This is a genomic window from Nonlabens sp. Ci31, assembly GCF_012974865.1.
Taxonomy (GTDB): domain Bacteria; phylum Bacteroidota; class Bacteroidia; order Flavobacteriales; family Flavobacteriaceae; genus Nonlabens.
Genome location: NZ_CP043633.1, coordinates 465,409 through 485,939 on the forward strand (window position 1 = coordinate 465,409; position 20,531 = coordinate 485,939).

17 protein-coding genes are annotated in these 20,531 nt (G+C 37.4%); 6 read left to right on the forward strand and 11 right to left on the reverse strand.

The features are described from left to right. Nucleotides 1-14 precede the first annotated feature (14 nt). From F0365_RS02130 to surE, 4 genes are all read right to left on the reverse strand, one after another. A complete protein-coding gene (locus F0365_RS02130; RefSeq protein WP_240961821.1) occupies nt 15-755 on the reverse strand; it encodes a C40 family peptidase in 741 nt (246 codons plus the stop codon). Between the two features lie 154 nt (nt 756-909). Continuing rightward, nucleotides 910-2,034 carry a lipid-A-disaccharide synthase gene (gene lpxB / locus F0365_RS02135; RefSeq protein WP_169932138.1) on the reverse strand — a complete coding sequence of 375 codons (1,125 nt, stop codon included), beginning with the start codon at nt 2,032-2,034 and terminating at the stop codon, nt 910-912. Nucleotides 2,035-2,037: 3 nt separating this feature from the next. Continuing rightward, entirely contained in the window at nt 2,038-2,337 is a 300-nt protein-coding gene (locus tag F0365_RS02140; protein ID WP_240961825.1) for a hypothetical protein, read from the reverse strand. Further along, nucleotides 2,327-3,109, reverse strand: coding sequence for a 5'/3'-nucleotidase SurE (gene surE / locus F0365_RS02145; protein WP_169932139.1), 783 nt, complete (start codon nt 3,107-3,109; stop codon nt 2,327-2,329). The genes F0365_RS02140 and surE overlap by 11 nt, the downstream gene beginning before the upstream one ends. Nucleotides 3,110-3,232: 123 nt before the next feature. Here surE and F0365_RS02150 point away from each other — a divergent pair, with 123 nt between their 5' ends. The 3 genes from F0365_RS02150 to F0365_RS02160 are packed head-to-tail and all read left to right on the forward strand — an operon-like array spanning nt 3,233 to nt 7,302. Further along, the gene (locus F0365_RS02150; RefSeq protein WP_169932140.1) at nt 3,233-5,377 is read left to right on the forward strand and encodes a carboxy terminal-processing peptidase; all 2,145 of its coding nucleotides are present in this window, start codon (nt 3,233-3,235) and stop codon (nt 5,375-5,377) included. Next, nucleotides 5,377-6,480 (forward strand): ABC transporter permease, encoded by a 1,104-nt coding sequence (locus tag F0365_RS02155; RefSeq protein ID WP_169932141.1) that lies wholly within the window; start codon nt 5,377-5,379, stop codon nt 6,478-6,480. The genes F0365_RS02150 and F0365_RS02155 overlap by 1 nt, the downstream gene beginning before the upstream one ends. Then, on the forward strand, nt 6,481-7,302 hold the full coding sequence (locus tag F0365_RS02160) for a DNA/RNA non-specific endonuclease (RefSeq protein WP_169932142.1): 822 nt from the start codon (nt 6,481-6,483) through the stop codon (nt 7,300-7,302). A 235-nt stretch (nt 7,303-7,537) separates the two neighbouring features. On the opposite strand, the gene F0365_RS02165 is transcribed toward F0365_RS02160, so the two are convergent. Continuing rightward, nucleotides 7,538-8,773 (reverse strand): ABC transporter permease, encoded by a 1,236-nt coding sequence (locus F0365_RS02165; protein ID WP_169932143.1) that lies wholly within the window; start codon nt 8,771-8,773, stop codon nt 7,538-7,540. Between F0365_RS02165 and F0365_RS02170 the strand changes: the two genes are divergently transcribed. Further along, nucleotides 8,754-10,076: an exo-beta-N-acetylmuramidase NamZ domain-containing protein gene (locus F0365_RS02170; protein WP_240961827.1), complete on the forward strand. Its 1,323-nt coding sequence runs from the start codon at nt 8,754-8,756 to the stop codon at nt 10,074-10,076. The genes F0365_RS02165 and F0365_RS02170 overlap by 20 nt on opposite strands. Nucleotides 10,077-10,097: 21 nt before the next feature. Beyond that, the gene (locus tag F0365_RS02175) at nt 10,098-10,541 is read left to right on the forward strand and encodes a DUF1569 domain-containing protein (protein WP_169932144.1); all 444 of its coding nucleotides are present in this window, start codon (nt 10,098-10,100) and stop codon (nt 10,539-10,541) included. An 857-nt stretch (nt 10,542-11,398) separates the two neighbouring features. Here F0365_RS02175 and obgE read toward each other — a convergent pair. Next, nucleotides 11,399-12,406, reverse strand: coding sequence for a GTPase ObgE (gene obgE / locus F0365_RS02180; RefSeq protein ID WP_169932145.1), 1,008 nt, complete (start codon nt 12,404-12,406; stop codon nt 11,399-11,401). A gap of 438 nt (nt 12,407-12,844) precedes the next feature. After that, on the reverse strand, nt 12,845-13,948 hold the full coding sequence (locus F0365_RS02185) for an adenylate kinase (RefSeq protein ID WP_169932146.1): 1,104 nt from the start codon (nt 13,946-13,948) through the stop codon (nt 12,845-12,847). A gap of 257 nt (nt 13,949-14,205) precedes the next feature. Between F0365_RS02185 and purK the strand changes: the two genes are divergently transcribed. Further along, nucleotides 14,206-15,351, forward strand: a complete 1,146-nt coding sequence (purK, locus tag F0365_RS02190; protein WP_169932147.1) for a 5-(carboxyamino)imidazole ribonucleotide synthase — start codon at nt 14,206-14,208, stop codon at nt 15,349-15,351. Nucleotides 15,352-15,436: 85 nt separating this feature from the next. On the opposite strand, the gene F0365_RS02195 is transcribed toward purK, so the two are convergent. The 4 genes from F0365_RS02195 to F0365_RS16495 all read right to left on the reverse strand — a co-directional run bounded on the left by F0365_RS02195 (nt 15,437) and on the right by F0365_RS16495 (nt 20,513). Next, complete coding sequence (locus F0365_RS02195) at nt 15,437-17,095, reverse strand: serine hydrolase domain-containing protein (RefSeq protein WP_169932148.1); 1,659 nt, start codon at nt 17,093-17,095, stop codon at nt 15,437-15,439. Between the two features lie 16 nt (nt 17,096-17,111). Continuing rightward, nucleotides 17,112-17,603, reverse strand: coding sequence for a hypothetical protein (locus F0365_RS02200; protein ID WP_169932149.1), 492 nt, complete (start codon nt 17,601-17,603; stop codon nt 17,112-17,114). Nucleotides 17,604-17,864: 261 nt separating this feature from the next. Next, entirely contained in the window at nt 17,865-19,808 is a 1,944-nt protein-coding gene (locus F0365_RS02205; protein WP_169932150.1) for a S9 family peptidase, read from the reverse strand. 288 nt (nt 19,809-20,096) lie between these two features. Beyond that, nucleotides 20,097-20,513, reverse strand: coding sequence for an HlyD family secretion protein (locus F0365_RS16495; protein WP_240961830.1), 417 nt, complete (start codon nt 20,511-20,513; stop codon nt 20,097-20,099). Nucleotides 20,514-20,531: the final 18 nt, after the last annotated feature.

A 20,531-nucleotide genomic window follows, 5' to 3' on the forward strand; every position in this document is an offset into this window, starting at 1 on the left:
ATACCTAATCTATTTTAATCGATTCTTCCAGCTCTTAAGAAAGCGTTTATCCAATAGGCTTCGTTTAAGGTAGACGTCATCACACCTCGCGATGTAGTGGAATGTATGAATTCAATTTCTCCGGGCGTTACTTTTGTAATCAATGCGACATGGTTGACCTGTCGCTTATTTTTACCAGTGGCAAAGAATAGAAAGTCGCCTTTTCTCACCTGATCCAGATCCAGCTCATCAGCTTTTGAATACATAGAACGACTGCTACGCGGCATGCTTTTGCCAGCTTCCTCAAAAGCCGTACAAATCAAACCACTGCAATCCATGCCCTTTGTGGTGGTGCCTCCATAACGGTATTTCACTCCTTTATAACGCATCGCATTTTCCACTACTTCGTCTATAAAAGGAGTGCTCTCTGCATAAGGCTTGTCATTTGATTCTACCTCCATTTGCGCTTCTTCTATTTCCTTTCCCTCGGTTTCGGCTCCATGGGTTTTAGGGCTTTTATAAACGCTAGCTCTCGGTGCTTGTGCCGCTTCTTTTTTAGTTGTAATTACTCTAGGCCTAGAACTTCCACATGAGGTAAGTCCTAAGTACAGCAGTAACATTAATGATAATAAAACTATAGGAACAGATTTTTTATTACTGTTATTTTGCTTTCTATTTGTCTCTCTTTCCGACCTGCCGGCAGGCATAGCTCCTAGGCAGAATAAAAAGAAGTTGATGCCATACTTGCGATACGAAAGTGGAATAATTATACGCATACTACCCGTTAAATTTCAAAATGTTGTGTAAATAAATGGAACTCATTTTGTGTCTGACCCATGTAAAAAACACCCGTATAACATCTGTTAGAATTCCTTTTTTCAACGAGAATAACGCTGATAAGTAATTATTAATATACGACATATGACTGTTTTATTGTTCTAGCTTCTTAATATCATAATAAATCAAACCAGCCGTATTCTCACTGGCGCCTATGCCTCCCAGCTTTTTTTCCAACTCATAATAATCTGTAAAAATGCGATTGCGCTGTGTCGGATCGAGGATGGAATCCAACTCTTTTTGCAGTGTTTTCTTATTGAAGTTAGACTGTATCAACTCGGTAACCACCGGTTGATCCATAATGAGATTCACGAGTGATATGTAATCCAGTTTGACAATCCTTTTAGCAATGATATAGCTTATAGAACTTCCTTTATAACAAACTACTTGTGGCACTTTAAAAAGTGCCGTTTCCAGCGTTGCTGTTCCTGAGGTAACTAATGCCGCATGACATAAACTCATCAAGTCATAGGTGCGGTTCATGACTAAAGTTACTGGATAATCTTTGAGGTAGCCGCTATAAAATGACTCCTCCTGACCTGGTGCTCCAGCAATAATGAATTGGTAATCTGGATAACGATCTACCATTTCCAGCATGACACTCAGCATTTTTTTAATTTCTTGTTTGCGACTTCCTGGCAACAGTGCAATTAACGGTCTATCGTCTAGATGGTAGGTATCGATAAATTTGATATGATCTACCTGTTTCCTTTGCGCGATGGCATCAATTAATGGATGCCCCACAAAGTGTACTGGGAATTGATGTTTTTGCTCGTAAAAATCCTTTTCAAAAGGTAGGATCACATACATCTGATCAACATCTCTCTTAATGGCTTTGATGCGTCCTTCTTTCCACGCCCATATTTGTGGAGATATATAATAATGATTTCGGTAGCCTTTGATTTTTGCCCATTTCATGATCCTAAAGTTGAACCCCGGATAATCGATATAGATCATCGCATCTGGCTGAAAGTCTTCAATGTCTTCCTTGCAAATCCTGATGTTTTTAAGAATGGCTTTTAAATTGCTCAACACTTCTACAAAGCCCATAAAGGCAAGCTCTTTATAATGTTTTACAAGAGTTCCACCCTCGGCCTGCATTAAATCGCCACCCCAAAATCGAAACTCTGCCTTTGGATCTTTCTTCTTGAGCTCTTTTATAAGCAACGCCCCATGAAGGTCACCACTCGCCTCGCCTGCAATCAAATAATATTTCATAAGCTAGAATTCAAAATATAAAACTGCCAGTGCAGCAAGAATGGTTGCCAGTAGTACCCCACGAGCTTCATATGGCTGCATGGGTTTTTTAAATTTCCCAATATTTGAAGTGAGGAAAAAGAAAAACAGCACCAAGTTAAGCACAGCCCCTAAACCTATAAGTCCCCCTAAAAAACCTTGGCTATACCCTTCTTTTATGATGTACTCAAAACCCTTGTCTGTAGCAAAATAAACATACAGATAAGTTCCTATTGTATTTGCAATAAGTCCTAAGATAAATCCTTTTAAAATCTTAATTACCAAAATTCCATGTATTTAGTTCGCTTATATAATGATGAGCGGTAAGGTCATATTGTGTAGGAACTATAGAAATATAATTATGAGCTAGTGCCCATTCATCGGTATCTTCTCCTTTATCGTTGTTTACAAATTTACCGGTAAGCCAGTAGTAGTCTTTACCATTTGGATTAGTGCGCTTGTCAAATTCTTCTACCCAATAAGCATTTGCTTGACGGCATATTTTCACCCCTTTAATTTCCTCTTTGGTAGCTTTTGGAATATTGACATTAAAAATAACTCCTTTTGCCATTCCTTTCTCTAGAACTTGCACAATAATTTGTTTTATATGCTCACGAGATGAGGCGAAGTCTGCATCATGAGAATAATCGCATAAAGAAAAGCCTATGGCTGGAATCCCTTCTATTCCCGCTTCCATGGCTGCACTCATCGTACCGCTATAAATCACGTTGATCGCGCTATTACTTCCGTGATTGATACCACTAAGGCATAAATCTGGTTTGCGATCGAGTATTTCATGACTTGCCATTTTCACACAATCTACAGGTGTGCCGCTTGTTGTATATTCCTTATGGTCGTAATCGTGTTGTAAAAACTCTTTCACATAAAGCGTGTCGTTGATGGTTATAGCGTGACCCATGGCACTCTGCGGGCTGTCTGGTGCCACAACGACTACATCACCTAGCTCTCTAGCGATACTTATTAATGTTCTGATTCCTTTTGCGGTAATACCATCATCGTTAGTAACTAGAATGAGTGGCTTCTTTTTATTTTCCATAAGATTTTTAAGGTGGTTAAAATTAAGTAAATTAGCCGTACCATGTAAGATTCTTGCCTTACTTTAACCAACTTAAATTGGCACGGTTTTTACATGCATAGAAAGAGACAAATGAAAATCCTTATGAATTTCCTAAAAAATAATTTTATACTAGCGGTTTTTACCCTACTTGTAGCAACTGCTAGCTGCAGTTTCACTAACGATAGGGTAGACCCTGGAGATAAAGAAAAAGAACAGTTACTCGTTAACTTAATTTCTCATGTTTTAAAAAGAAATCACTTTTCACCAGCTGACCTCACAGATGAATTCTCCAAAGATATCTTTGATAATTACATCAAGGACCTCGATCCTGGGAAAAGATATTTCCTAGAAAGCGACTATAAAGAATTTCAAGCTTATGAATATTTGATAGATGATCAAATACGCGATAGTAAAGTAGATTTATTCAATCTTACTTATGAAAGGCTCCTACAACGTCAAGAAGAATCTCAAAAAATATTTGCTGAATTAATCGAGAAACCATTTGATTTTTCCATTGATGAACGCATCAATACAGATTATGAAAAAATCCCTTATTCAAAAAATAGAAAAGAATTAAAAGATCACTGGAGAAAGCTTTTGAAACTATCTGCTTTAGGAACTTATTACGATAAGGTGGAAGATCAAAAAGAAAATCCAGAAGAAGAGCAAAAGAGTCTTGCAGAATTAGAAAAAGAAACTAGAGCAGAAATTAAGAAATCAATGCTAGAAAACTTTGATCTCACGGATGATGTAGAGCGTTTGGACTATTTCTCTGTTTTTGTAAATAGCATCACGACACATTTCGATCCTCATACTAATTTTTTTCCACCACAAAACAAAGATCGTTTTGACACTTCTATGAGTGGTAAGTTAGAAGGTATAGGCGCTAGACTTCAAAAGAAGATGGATTACATCAGTGTATTGGAAATCATTTCTGGTGGACCAGCATGGAAAAGTGAACTCATTGAAGTAGGAGATAAAATCCTTAAGGTCGCTCAAGAAAATGACACTATTGCTACCTCTATTGTAGGTATGAGAATAGGGGATGCGGTAGAACTGATCAAAGGACCTAAAGGAAGTAAAGTGATTCTAACTCTTAAAAAAGTAGACGGCTCTATTGAGGATATAACTCTTACAAGAGATGTCGTTCAAATAGAAGAAACTTTTGCTAAGTCTGTTATAGGACAAGACAATGCTTTTAGATTTGGGTTTATCAATTTACCTAAATTTTATTTTGATATGGAAGACCCTAGTGGTCGTGCTGCTGGTAATGATATCTCTCAAGAAATTAAAAAACTTAAGACCGAAGGTATGGACGGACTTATCTTAGACCTACGCAATAATGGCGGTGGTTCTTTAAGAGAGGTGATTGAAATGGCAGGATTATTTGTCGATGAAGGGCCCGTTGTACAAGTCGCTTTAAAAGATAAAAGAACACGAACTTTAAGAGATAGTGACAGTGGAGAAATTCTCTGGGATGGACCATTAGTAATTATGGTAAACGAATTCAGCGCTAGTGCTAGTGAAATTCTCGCTGCTGCGTTACAAGATTACGACCGTGCGGTAATTATAGGAAGTAAGCAAACCTTTGGAAAAGGAACGGTACAGAATTTTGAAGATTTGAACCAATGGGTACGTAATAATGAATACGGTGACTTAGGAGCTATCAAATTAACCACCCAAAAATTCTATAGAATTAATGGTGGTAGCACACAATTAGAAGGTGTAAAAAGTGATGTGGTCACCCCAGGAAGATTCAGCTATATTGAAGTAGGAGAACGCGACGAGCAGTTTCCACTTCCTTATGATGAAATTCCAAAGGCAGAATATGACAAATTTACTGGTTATGCAAATCTAGCCGAGTCGATCAAAAGGGCTCAGGAAAGAGTTGACGCAAATCCAAATTTTAAATTACTAGATGAAAACGCAAAATGGTTGAGCAATCAACGAGAGGATAATGACATCCCTTTAAATTTTATAGCTTACACAGAGCGATTAGACCGACTTGAAAAAGAAACGGAGAAATTTGAATCTCTATCTGACTACAAGAGCACTTTAGAATTTGACATGCTGGCCTATGAAAAAGCATTAGTTAAAACGGACAGTTCTTTAGGAGACAAACGTGAAGCATGGATCAAAAATCTTAAAAAAGATATTTACGTTGAAGAAGCCGTAAATGTACTTAAAGATCTGCGTATGAATAATATCAAAAATGACAACAAGACTAAATGGAGTGTTAAGGACTAATGTCTTTTAAAACTACATCATTAAGTTCTCTAGCGCTCCAAAAGTTTAAAAAAAACTTCTGGGGCGTTTTGAGTTTTTTTGTTATTCTATTTTATGCACTAGTTGCCCTATTTGCTTACGTAATAGCTCCAGACGATACGCAATATGCCAACCAAATGCACATTTCTATACATTCCCAACCGCCAGGTTTTACCGTAGGTATGTTAGTTCTCCCCTCCACAACTGCTGAGTCTAGTTTTTGGGACTGGTGGAATGGAAAAAAATCTACCGTACAAGAAATCCCTTATGCCGATTTAAAAATCGATAACGGCAGTGTTTTCTACCGTCCTTTTGACGTGGACGGCAAGCAACTCTCTTTTGTAGATGCCAATTTTACCGTTGATAATGGATTAGAATTGTCTCGCTTTCGCGAAAGCTACACCTCACAAAAAACATTTCTATTAGGTACTGACAAGTATGGTCGTGATTTATTGAGCCGCATGATGATAGGGACAAGAATAAGTATCTCTATTGGTTTTGTGGCGGTCTTGATCTCCTTACTTATTGGTGTTTTTTTAGGAGCTATTGCCGGATATTACGGCGGTAAAATAGACGCTGCTATCATGTGGCTCATCAATGTAACCTGGTCCATTCCTACCCTACTGATGGTGATCGCTATAAGTATTGCTTTAGGAAAAGGTTTTCTCACTGTTTTTATCGCAGTAGGACTTACCATGTGGGTAGAAGTGGCACGTGTGGTGCGTGGACAGATGATTGTAGCCAAAGAATACCAATACGTAACAGCCGCAAAAGCTTTAGGCTTTCCTGATTTTAGAATTATTACCCGACATATTTTACCTAACATTATGGCGCCTGTCATTGTCATTAGTGCGGCAAATTTTGCAGCTTCCATACTTATAGAAAGTGGTTTGAGCTTTTTAGGATTAGGCGCACAACCACCTATGCCCAGTTGGGGCAGTATGATTAAAGATCATTACCAATACATCATTCTTGACAAGGCTTATCTTGCCATAGTTCCAGGAATTGCTATCATGACTTTAGTAATGGCTTTTATGCTCTTAGGAAATGCACTGCGAGACGCACTGGATGTAAAAACAAGTTAAATGAGAAAATACGTTTACCCATTAATCATTCTTGCCTGCGCAGCAGCTTACTATTTCTATGAGAATAAAGCTAATAGCACCTACTCACAAGAAAACCGCTCTACAAAAGATTTTCTGAACACTGATGTAAATAGAAAAGGGATCAAATCTTTATCTCTAAAAGATTTCTTACCATCATCTAAAAACCAAATTGTAAATCACCATACCTACAGTCTTTCTTATAACGAACAACATGAGCAAGCCGAATGGACGGCGCATGTTTTAAGAGCGTCAGACATCAATACTAGTAATTATAAAAGACCTTATTTTGAAATTGATGATCAAGTAACCACTGGAGCCGCTCACTGGCGCAACTACAAAAAGAGTGGTTATGACAAAGGACACCTCGTTCCTGCTGGAGATAGAAAATCTACCAAAGCTGCTCACGACGAAACTTTTTTAACCTCTAACATAAGTCCGCAGAGGCACGATTTTAATGCGGGTATCTGGAATACATTAGAACAAAAAACCAGGTACTATGCCAAGCGTTATGAGGAGCTTTATGTCATTACCGGTTCTGTCTTAACAGACGATTTAAAATCTATAGGAACAGAAAAGGTATCGGTTCCAGAACAGTATTATAAAATTCTGTATCGTTATGATGCAAATGGAGGTAAAATGCTGGCTTTTTTAATGCCGCATGAAAACTCAACCCAATCCATCTACAACTTTATTACCAGCGTAGACGAAATTGAAATATTAACGGGTACTGACTTCTTTGCACAACTTCCTGATAATATGGAGGATGAACTGGAAGCTGGGAAAAGTTCTAAGGGTTGGTAGTTTTTAGAGGATAGAAAATTATTAGAATCTATTAGAACCTTTTCTGCTAATTTCTTCCTATCTGCTAACTCAAGCGCAGTAAAATGCACTGCTTTATTTGGATCAAAATATTTAGTGTTCTGAGTGATCGTATCTATCTCACAGACAGATTTTTGTTAGAAGGATTTAATGCTTGCAAAAAAATGAATCAAAAAAGTAATTGGCTTTTCATTCAGCTACGGTAGTATAACAGCACCTACTCAAACCTCATCGCCTTCACAGGGCTTATTTTACTGACAATCAAAGTAGGAATAATTAAAGCGATCAAACAAACTATAAAAGTTCCTAAATTCAGAGCAATCACATGCCACCACGAGATATAAACAGGCATCTCTGTCACATGGTAAGACTGAGGATCTAAGGTAAGCGGACTGAAGAAGAATTGGATTCCTATCAAGCCTAAACCGATGACATTTCCAATGATCAGTCCTTTAAACACCAAGTTCATGGCGTTGTAAAGGAAGATCTTGCGCACCGTCCAATTGGAAGCTCCGAGCGACTTGAGAACCCCTATCATATTAGTCCGGTCAAGGATGAGGACCAGTAATGCAGTAATCATGTTTATAATTCCTACAATAAGAATGATACCTATTATTCCAAAAATATTGCCATCTAACAGTGCCAGCCATTGAAAAATTGCAGGTAGTTCTTGTTCGATAGTTCTTGCATTTAGTTCTGAAGGCGTATTCAATTGTATGGCCCTTCCTACTTCATTAAGTCGGTCAAAATCATTGATAAAGATTTCAAACTTTCCTATCTGGTCGGCATCCCATTTATTGATGCGTTGTATATTTCTTATATCTCCTACTATAAATTTAGAATCGTATTCTTCTAGCCCGCTGTCATAAATTCCTGAAACCGTAAAAGCTCTTCCTATAGGCTCCTGACCGTTAGTTTTCATAAAATAAGTAGGCGCTTTGTCCCCTACTTTTAACTGTAACCGAGCAGCGATATCATCAGAAATAAGAATATCAAAAGAGGTTTGCTCCTGAGAAACATCTGGTAATTTACCTTCCACTAAGAAATCTTGTAAATATTTCCAATCGTAATCACCACCTACCCCTTTGAGAATAATACCTTCAAAATCGGTTGCGGTACGTATCATTCCGCCTTTTGTAGCTACTGCTTGAATATGGGTAACTTCTGGTACAGCGACAAAATCTGGATAAAAATCCTGGTTACTTGAGATGGGTTTTATGGTCGTTATAGAGTTATTACGGTCAAAAAGCGACACACTTACATGACCATTAAAGGCACTTACCTTCTCTTTTATCTTTTTTTGTAGCCCCACGCCAGTGGCAATAGCTATTAGCATCACAATAATACCTATTGCAATTGCTGCTACTGCAATTTTTATAATCGGCGCACTTACGCTATTTTTATAACTTGTACTACTCTGTACCCTTTTAGCAATGAAATACTCTAGATTCACATTTTTTGATTCAATATTCAAATATACCATAATCGCTATGGTTGTAGGAATGACTTCCTGTAATTCTAAAACCAATGGTAACAATACGCCTACTTCACCTCAAGGAGAAAACTTTGTTCTTGAAAAAGACAGAGACCAAAAGCTTCTGATAGAGATAAATGATAACGAACCTATTCCGGCGGCTTACCTATTAGGAGAGTGGATTGAAAAACTAAAAGGCAAAAGAATTGCTTTAGTAGGAAATCAAACCAGTGTTGTAAAAACGGGAGATACTGTCGTTTCTAAAGAATGGGATATTAGGGATAAAGTGCGTTACGCACATCTAGTAGACACCTTACTGGCTCATGGAATAGAGATCAAACGTGTTTTTGCCCCAGAGCACGGTTTTAGAGGCACTGCAGATGCTGGCGCCAGCATCAAGGATGGCGTAGATGAACAAACGGGCATTCCTATCATTTCTCTTTATGGCAAGAATAAAAAGCCATTTAAAGAACAACTAGAAGACGTGGACATCGTTTTATTTGACATTCAAGATGTGGGCACTCGTTTCTACACTTATATATCTACCCTTCATTATGTAATGGAAGCTTGTGCAGAGTTCGACCGCAAACTCATTCTCCTGGACCGACCTAATCCTAACGGGCACTACATAGACGGACCTATTCTAGAAAAAAAGTATCAAAGCTTTGTGGGCATGCACCCAGTCCCTGTGGTACACGGAATGACTATAGGAGAATATGCGATGATGATTAATGGAGAAAAATGGTTGGATAAGAAGTTACAGGCCGACTTGGAAATTATCAAATGCAAAAAATATACACACGCTACTCCCTACAGCGTCCCTATCAAGCCATCTCCTAATTTACCTAACGATCAAGCTATAAATCTGTATCCTAGCCTTTGCTTTTTTGAAGGAACTGAGGTAAGCGTAGGTCGTGGTACTGAAATGCAATTTCAGGTTTATGGATCTCCATCTTTAGCAAAATATACAGACTTTGCTTTTACTCCGACGCCTAATGAAGGTGCCAAAAGACCTGTGTTTAACGGAAAGAAATGCTTTGGGGTAGATCTTAGAACTTATAAAAAACTAGATCATTTAGAATTGGCCTTTTTAGTAGACGCTTTCGCGAAAGCGCCATCAAAACAAAACTTCTTCAACCCCTTTTTTACCAAACTAGCAGGAACAACTATCTTACAAACCCAGATCGAGAAAGGAATGAGCGCACAAGAAATCGCATTGACATGGGAGAAAGGACTTGAAGACTATCAAAAAATCAGACTGAACTACCTACTTTATGAGTAATACTAACTAAATCGAATCATTATGGCTTCCTTTTTTGATCAAAATGCATATGAAGAATTACATTCTAGACTTAAAAATATAGAGCTAGAAACGGTTCCCAAATGGGGTAAGATGACCGCTGCACAAATGATAAATCACTGTCAAGGACCATTAAAGATAGCGGTAAATAAATCTGATATAACCATGAAGCCTAACTGGCTGGTAAAAGTGTTATTTAAAAAAATGATGTACAGTTCTAAACCGTACAGAAAAAACGTTCCAACCCCTATAATATTTAGAAGTACTGGAGGTTTTAACTTTGAAAAAGAAAAGCTGAGTTTACAAAAATATATGGATGAATTATGGGAAGATCGCGATAATGAGAGCCGCACTCCTCATCCTGTGTTTGGAAAATTTACTAAAGAACAGTGGGGTATTATGCAGTGGAAACATTTAAATCACCATTTTGATCAATTTGGGGTTTAGAATAGTTCTTTCTATTTATAAGAAAACATGGATGTATCAAACTCCAAACTTTAACCTTGTAATTATACCTGGCTAATTATCTTGAATAAGATATAAATACCTGCGCTGCTCAATTTGAGAAATAATCTTGTAGTTTTTAGTTACTTCATGCATATTGTAAATAATCTTCTCTTCGTTAGTTTTTACATCTATTGTTACACCAGTTCATAAGTTGCAGCATCAATCCTAAATTTCTTTAGAGTTTCCATTTTTGGACCTTCTATAGATATATTTCATTAGTTATAAAATTGAAAGTCATCATAAGACCTTTATCTCATACCTTTCTGCTCCTACTAAGTCTTTAGTTACGCGTACTTCTTCTACTTTCCAATTGCCTAAATACTTTTGATTTCTAGGTCCTTGTTTTCATAAGCTTCTTGTATAAGATAACTATAGTTTATTTCTGCTGTTATAGTATCTTTTTGTAGGTAAATAGATATTTCTTCTGAATTATATTTAGCTCTTTTATGACTTAAAACTAATAATTGATCCCACTATATAGGGTGAGCAGATTTCCTTGAGCCGAATGTAGTACTAATTAATTTTGACCAAAAAAATAATCTGATCTACCATGTAATTAAGGAACTTTAATTTAAACGAATCGAACCTGTTATAAACCAAGTTAATGGCTTTATCGAGTTCTTCCTCCCTTTTAGCAGCATCCTGAATTGGCTCACGATCTTCACTTTAAAGCTCCAAGTTCCAAAATAATCTTGTGTTTGCGTTGTAAGCGTCATCATCAAGACAGCTAGAATAGATTTTTTTTACGGTGTTATTTTATTGTGTCGAAGAAAATTTAAGCAATCATTACTTTGCCTTTACGCATTCAACATCGCCCATAAACGATCCTTCAATTCCATTAAATTAATCTGCGAGATAGAAGAGATAAACATGTAAGGTGCGCCATTAAAAGCGCCTTCTTTGTCTAGTCCTTCACGCATTTGCTCGATCAGTTCTTCATCCAGCATATCGCATTTTGAGATGACCACAAATCGTTCTTTATCCAGCATTTCTGGATTGTATTTTCTCAATTCGTTGACCAAAATATCATACTCAGCGCTGATGTCATCAGCATCTGCAGGTACGAGAAATAACAAAGTTGAGTTGCGCTCTATATGCCTTAAGAAGCGGTGTCCTATCCCCTTACCTTCTGCGGCCCCTTCTATAATTCCAGGAATATCTGCAATAACAAAAGTTTTAAAGTCCCGGTATTCTACAATTCCTAGATTGGGTTTGAGAGTTGTGAACTCATAGTTGGCAATCTTAGGCTTTGCTGAGGTAAGTACCGACAGCAAGGTTGATTTTCCAGCATTAGGAAATCCCACCAGACCAACATCAGCAAGGATCTTGAGTTCAAAAGTCACATCTAAGGCATTACTATCCATTCCGGTTTGTGCATAACGAGGCGTCTGTCTTGTAGACGATTTAAAGTGCCAGTTCCCACGACCACCTTTTCCACCTTCACAGATGATATACTCTGCACCGTCTTCTAAGATTTCGTGTACAATTTGACCTGTCTCTGTATCCTTGATCACGGTTCCCAAAGGAAGTTCCACAACAATATCCTCTCCATCTTCACCAGACCTGCGTTGTTTTGCTCCGTTTCCTCCTTGAGCAGCTTTAAAGTGTCGTTTGTATTTAAAATGGTACAGGGTCCAAAGGTTCTTATTTCCTTTAAGGATAATATGACCACCACGACCACCATCACCACCATCAGGACCACCTTTCTCTACGTATTTTTCTCTGTGCAAGTGGGTACTTCCTTTACCGCCACGGCCAGATTCTACAGTTACTTTTGTATAATCGACAAAATTTCCTTCAGTCATTTTTTTATGTATCAGTTGACAGTTTTCGGTTGTCAGTTATTTATTAGAAAACGGTTATTTGTTAATCGTTATTTGTTGCCAGTTAATGGCTAATTGGTATTCGACATGCCTTCAAACCTTTTCCCCTACCACTTCGGTAAGCCCGGTGCACCTATTAAAGGTTGAAATTTCTAGTTCTTCGATTTCAATCTCTGTAATTCATCCCAGCTTCCCAATTCGACAGTTCGAAACTTCGACAGGTTCAGTGAATCGCTCTCGCTCCAACCAGCATTCCGCTTCGATATTCTTTAATAGGCAATCGGTATTCTTCGAAACCTTTTCGTGATGCCTTCCCCTCCCAAAAAAGGTCGTCGGAGGCAAAAAGGGTGAGGTTTCTGATCTCTTCGATTTCCAGTTCAAGTTCAAGTTTAAATCTTCAACTCTGAACTCTGAACTTGATTAAAGCTTATCAAACTCTACGCTCAATCGTTCTGTGATGGCGTCCATTTCTCCTACTCCATCAACACCATAATATTTATTTTGTGCTGCGTAGTAGTCTTTTAAAGGTGCTGTTTGCTTGTAATATACCGCGATACGATCTTTGATTACCCCTTCATTTGCATCATCTGGGCGGCCGCTTTCTTTACCTCTTTCTAACAGACGTTCTACAAGTACTTCATCATCTACTTCTAGCGCTACCATACCGTCGATTTTCTCATTTTTTGAGGCTAGTAATTTGTCCAATGCTTCTGCTTGGGCGTCTGTTCTTGGAAAACCGTCAAAAATAAAACCAGCAGCATCTGGTGTTTTTTCCACCTCAGCTTTAAGCATTTTAATGGTCACCTCATCTGGAACTAGATTTCCTTTATCCATAAAGGATTTTGCCAATGTTCCTAACTCGGTACCATTTTTTATATTGTAACGGAAAACGTCTCCAGTAGAGATGTGAACCAGTCCGTATTTATCTTTTAAACGAGTGGCCTGAGTTCCTTTTCCTGCTCCTGGAGGACCGAATAAAACGATGTTTTTCATGCGTTGTGTTTGTACGTAAAGTTCGGGCAAATTGCGCCCTAAATTATTATAATCCATGCCGTATCCCACGACAAATTTATTTTCAATATTCTTTCCTACATAATCGATTTTTAACTCTCGATCATATACCTCAGGTTTAAAAAATAGAGTGGCTATTTTCAGGTCTTGGGGCTGGTGTTGTTTTAGCTTTCGCGAAAGCGTATCTATTGTCAAACCACTGTCTACTATATCCTCCACGATCACAACTGTCCTCCCTGCTAGATCAATATCCAGCTCGTCACCCAGTTCAACGACACCAGTGGAAGTGGTTCCTTGATAGCTTTTGGCCCTTAAAAAACTCACCTCACAATCGTAATGAAACTTACGAGTAAGATCTGCCAGAACCATATAACTCCCGTTAAGAATCCCTAAAAAAACAGGGTTTTTACCTGCGAGATCTCTGTTGAGCTGGTAGGCGAGGTTATCAATGGCAGCAGCTATTTCCTGTGCACTCAAAAAGGGTTTAAAATAAAGATCGTGGATCTTAATCACAACAAATAATTTTTTGCAAAGATAATGATTAGTAAACAGTATGCAGCAGCAGTTTACCGTAGATGTAGGCACCTATAAATCGGCAACATCAGTATAAAAAACGAGTGGGTCACAGACCTCTATAGCTGTTCTAATTTGAGAAGAAAATGCGAATTATAAAGGAGTGATAGACCTGTTGCTGCTACCAATTCAAGTTCCAATTCAAATTCGAGTTCCAATTCAAGTTTCATTTCAATTTAACCGCTTATTTTTGAAACATGAAACAGACACAATTCTCATCCGGTTTTACATTAGGAATTTTAGGCGGTGGTCAACTGGGCAAAATGATGCTTTACACCACCAGAAAGTGGGACATTTCTACTTATGTCATGGATAAAGACGACAGCGCACCAGCTTTCCAGGGCTGCGATGTGTACTTTGAAGGAGATATTATGGAGTATGAAGCCGTTATGGAATTTGGCGAGCAAGTCGATGTACTGACCATAGAAATAGAGAATGTGAACGTTCAAGCCTTACAGGATCTCGAAGATAAAGGAATTGCTGTTTCCCCTAGTGCAAAAGTCCTCAACCTGATCCGGAATAAAGGACGTCAAAAATCCTTTTATCAAGATCAAAATATTGCTACAGCCGCTTTTGAAGTCTATCCAAAACCAAACCTAGATCACGATAGAGCCTATCCATTTATCTGGAAAAGTGCCGAAGGTGGTTACGATGGTAAAGGAGTAAAAGTGATTAGAAAAGCAAGCGATTTAAAAGATTTACCGCAAGTAGAATGTATCTATGAAGATATGGTAGATTTTGAAATGGAACTGGCCGTTATCGTTGCCCGTAGTGCTAATGGCAAAATGAAAACCTATCCAGTAGTAGAGATGGAATTCCATCCTGAAGCTAATCAAGTGGAATATGTGATCTGTCCGGCACGAATTGATAGTGGTATTTCTGATCGAGCAAGAGAATTGGCATTGCAAGTTTCTGAAGCATATGAGCATGTAGGTTTACTAGCTGTAGAACTGTTCTTAACTACATCTGGCGAACTTCTAGTTAATGAAGTAGCGCCACGACCACATAACTCTGGTCATTACAGCATAGAAGGTGCGATCACCGACCAGTTTGAGCAACACATCAGGTGCGTGTGCAATTTGCCATTAGGGGTAACCGAAAGTACGGTGGCTAGTGTGATGGTAAATCTCGTAGGAGAAGAAGGGCATACCGGTAAAGTCATTTACGATGGTATAGAAGATATACTAGCGTTACCAGGAGTGACCCCGCATATTTACGGTAAAAAAGAAACCCGTCCTTTTAGAAAAATGGGACATGTAACTGTCGTAGCTGATGACGTGGTAAAAGCTCGTGAGCTGGCCGAAATTGTAAAAAGTAGAATCAAAGTTATTGCAGAAGATTGATCCTATCTGAAATAAATCTCCCTTAACTTTCTATAGTTCTCTAGACCATCCCTTTAGGAATTATTAGTGTTGGCTTTTAGTAACTTCAATTGAAACGTTCGAAGTTTACTGCTATGATTCTATCAGCATTCAATGATAATGAGCTAATGGTTTTTGTACCATTAGTAAATTCAAAAACATAATTATTCAGCATCAATTTTGATGGAGTAATAAGCAAACCAACATTTTCTTGATCACCGATCAACACTGCATAGTCCCTATTAGACAAATGACTAATTTCAATAGTCACCTCTGTTTCTGAATTGTGGTATTTTCCATTTAAAGCTTGGTAATCATACTCCTTCCAGTCGCTTTTTTTCCTTGTTAGGGTAATGGGGGAATGATTGATATAGTAGGCCGTGACTTCCATCTCGCCTTTTCCATTTTCGATGAATTCTTGCTTAAAGTCTTTGTCAAATTTTTGATGAAAAATATTATCGGCTTCTCTTACTAATTCAATGTCATTTCTACCACTTCGTTTGAGATACAGTTTCCCATCCTCTTTTTTTAGAAACTCAAACGAAAAGTTATTCATAGTTAAATAGGTTCCTAATATCAGATCTTCACTCACGTAATTTCCAATCTTAGCAGGTTGGGTAACGAGGTATTTCTCGTCTTTTTCCAAGTCAAAAAAGAGGTCTGCCATTTGTCTGGTTTGCATAGAAGGAATAGATTTCCCTGTGTTGGTTAAGGTGAGCATTGAAATACTATCGCTTGGAAATCTAACAAGAGTAGCTTTCCAAGCACCAGTTGCACCTTCATGAAATTGGTATTTCAAACCTTTATATGCTCCAAACTCCAGTCCAAAACCGTAGTTATCGACCATTTCTTCTTGGACTAATTCTTGGCTTTTCTGTATCAGATTACTTTTAATTTCGCTCTTTACAGCGCCTTGAATCGTTTTCTCCCATTGAATTTGATCTGTTAAGGTGGAGAATAAATTACCATCTCCAACAACATTCCAAATCCAATCATAGGTAGTCCATGTATCAAAATTAAAATAGGCTCTTGCGATCGTTCCTTCTATTTGAGAGTAGTCAGACTCAAAAGATGTACTGGGCATATGGAGCTTTACAAACATATGGTCTGTAAATTCTTTGAACGATTTGCCAGACACTTTTTCGACAATTAATGCCAGCAAAATATAATTGGTGTTGCTGTAAAGGTAGGTAGTGGAAGGTTCAAAATTTAGATCTTTTTGATTTTGAATCAGCTCCAAAACATCGTGGTTATTAAAAGAGTGTTCCCACCAAGTTATTCCTTTTAAAGACCATAGATCATAAACATCTCTTATTCCGCTGGAATGGGTGAGTAAATTGACAATAGTAATTTCAAATTTAATATTTGGATACAGCTTAGGTAAATACTGACGAATGTCATCCGACAATTTTATTTTGTTTTCTTCTTCTAGAATAAGGATGGCTAATGCTGTAAACTGTTTCCCGTTAGATGCAAGATTGAATCTGGTATTTTTATCTATTTTAAGACTGTCCTTAAAATCTGCTATACCGGCATATTTTTCAAATAGCACCTCTCCTTTACTGATGATGGCGGTTGCAATTCCAGGTGCGTTTTTTGGTACGTCCTGCGCAGCAATACTGTCGAGTCTTTTAAGCTGATATTCTGAAAGTTTTGTTTGACTAAAAACTGTTCCAGCACAAATAAATAACCACAGGATGATCATCATTCCCTTTTTACTTTCCATCTTAGATCTTATGTTTTTATTCTACTCGGTAGGTCATTAATTTTCCATTTCCAATACTTGCAACCTTCCCAAGGTTTTGTTTATAGTAATTCAAATACTCAGTTAATTTCGTTTGGTCTCGATTAGTTAATTGAGTTGCTCTTATTACTAGAAGATTAGAATATTTTTTGGCTGGTGTTTCCAATTCTGCCTCTAATTCTATGATTTCGTATTCCCAAGACTTGTCTGAGTTTATCCATTTAAATCCAATTACTGGTTTTTTGGGCATCATGATATTCTCTTTCTCGCTTTTGGTATCGTAATACAGCACATTCCCGTTTTCCATTCTGTAAAAGGTCTCAACCTCCTTTCCCCAAGAATATCTTATATGGCGCACTTGGTAAGTCTTATTATTGAATTGAACTTTTTTAGACAGGTCATTATGATAGACAAAAGCATCTGAGTTAACGTATTTAAACTTCGCATTTTCATTATTAATAGGATAGTATGAGTTTTGTTCCGTTTCCATTACTGTTTTTTTTGTTCCGCAACTAGCGGTAATGAAAATCAATAAAAATAAGATGATCATTTTTTTCATAGGCTTGACTAGAATCATAGAGGTATTACATAGAACACATGGCCTTTAAAAAGACGCTAACTATTCTGATAAACAGAAAGTTTTGCAATACCCTTTACAAGCTATATGCTATACATGTCTTAAGTTTATTTCCCACACTTAGTAAAGGAAACATTTAGGGCTGTTCTATTTTATACAAATCAGTTGTTATTTTTATAGACCTTCCATTTCAGTGCTTTTTGGAGCACCATCAATTGGCTCATTTTCCTTTTTAAGATAGGTATCTAAAAACTTTAGGATTCTGCTATAGGATTCTATTTGATTTTCCTTTTTAACAAAACCATGACCTTCATCTTCGAACAAGACATATTCTACTGGAACACCATTTTTTCTAACTCCAGCAACAATCTCATCACTCTCTACTTGTAAGACTCTTGGATCTTGCGAACCTTGCAACACAATTAATGGTTTAGTTACTTTATCGGTATGAAATAAAGGAGATATGCGTTTTAATCTAACAGAATCTGCCGAAAAAGGATCTCCCAATTCTAGGTAAAGAGATTTTCTTTGGGACTCCCAATAAGGAGGAATGCTCTTTAAAGTTCTTATCCAGTTCGTAACACCAAAAAGGTTGACACCTACATCAAACTCTTCTGGAGTGTAAGTTAATGCTGCCATAGTCATGTATCCACCATAAGAACCACCTATAATGCCTATTTTCTCACCATCAATTTCTATTTGTGAAGCCAACCAATTTTTACCTTCTACACAATCTTGTAAATCTTTTTCACCGTGATTAAGGTCATCCATTTGATAAAATGTTTTTCCATAACCACTACTACCACGATTATTAACCGCTAAAACGGCATAACCATGATTGACCATATATTGAATAAGCGAACTAAACCCTTGACGGGTTTGTCCACCAGGACCCCCATGAACCCATACCATTGCCGGCACTTTGTTTTCTGCAGAGGCTTGAAGTGGCAAGTAATAAATAGCAGGAATCTCCACGCCATCAAAGGATTTAAAACGAATCACTTTGGCGGTCACTAAATCTTCAACATCTATAGCGTCATTAAGAACATCAGTTAATTTATACTGCTCTTTAGTTTCCATATTATAAGTATATAAGTCTGATGGTGCATTAGAACCACCCACATACATACGCATCCATTTTTCATCATCGCTAAAACCAACGCTGGTGATACTCTTATCCTCATAATCTGGCAAATCAATAGGTTTCATCGTTTTAGTATCTAAAACTTCAATGGCATTTTTACCATCCTCATTTACATAAACAACCATATAGGTTCCTTCAGAAGTAAAACCACTACCTGCAATATCCCAAGATTTTTCTAGCACTTTTTTCTTTTCTTGAGAAGCTAAATTATAAGACATTAAATAGGAAAACTCCCCACCATCATCTGTTGTATAATAGAATTTAGAATTGTCATTAGAGAAATCTTGAGACGAGTTCTTACTTTGATTTGAATTAATTTTAATCATTTCTTTAGTCTTTACGTCATAAAGAAACAAATCGCTATCATTGGTATTTAAGGATTTAGTTAGTGCAAAATAATTTTCATCACTAGACATTCCTGAAAAATTGAGTCCGCTATCATCTTGATAAATCATTTCAGAAGAGAAGTCATCAATTGACATTTTATATACATCAAAATATCTCGGATTTCTTTTGTTAGAGCCAAAATATAAATATTGGTCGTCTTTTGACCAGCCATAAAAATTGGATTTCGCACCTTTCTCTGGGGTAATATCTGTTATGTTACCCTCTATATCTCTTACAAATAAATGGTCTATTTCGTCACCATTACCATCGGCACTCAATAGCATTCTATGGTCATTTGGAAAATAAGATTCTGCCCTAATTGATGTGCTGTCTGAAGATGTAATCGCAGTCATTTCTCCTCCTTTAACAGGAATAGTATACACATTATTGATTCCAGAACGGTTACTAGAAATAAGTAAACTACTGTTATCTGTTGAAAAACTTCCACCACCTACAGCTTCGTTATCCATGAATTGTTCAATCGTATATTGCACCATTTCTCGATCGACTACCGCTTTGTCTGTTTGGTCTTCTTTACAAGAAAACAGTAGTACCATTAAGCAGCATCCTAGAAGCTTCGTTTTCATAATAATAGTCTTTAAATTATTTAATTAAAAATACACTATTCCAATGAATAATTGATTTGCGCCTTTTGTAAGGCAAAGCATATGAGGTTGATACAAGATTTCTTACTTGATGTGAACCACTCATGGAGCAAGAAAAGACCTATAGAAGATTCCAGCAGTCTCGATAGTTATCTAAATTTTTAAGAGTTTAGTAAACCGCATCGCACCTGCTCCAACTGCCCTTTTTTTCCCTACCGAGTAAAAATCTATAGGTACAGATCTCCCCTCTTAAAACCAGCTTCTTCCATTTTAAGACCTAGAAAAAATATCCTTAAACTGATAAAAGAATCGCTCTATGAGTCGCAAGTCTTCGGTTACTGTTTCGGCGATGACGCTGGTTTCTTGTTGGAGTTTTAGTTCTTTTTTATAAGAGGTCATTAAGGTGTCTGAAAGTGCTATTTGAACATAATAAAAACCATCCTTGTCTGGAACTTGGGATATGGTCGTTACTTTTCCTTCTAAAACGCCAAATTCTGTTTCTGGAAAGTTTTGTAATTTGAGATAGGTTTTTTGTCCAGCTCTTAATTTGCCAGAATTTAACATGGGAGTTTTTAAGGCAGCAATGTAGGCCTCGTAATTTTCTGGAAATACCGTAAATAGCAAATCGCCTTGCTGCACTTGCTGGTCTTCTTGCCAGTATTGCGTAAAACCCAAAAGCCCATTCATTGTGGCTCTTAAAATATA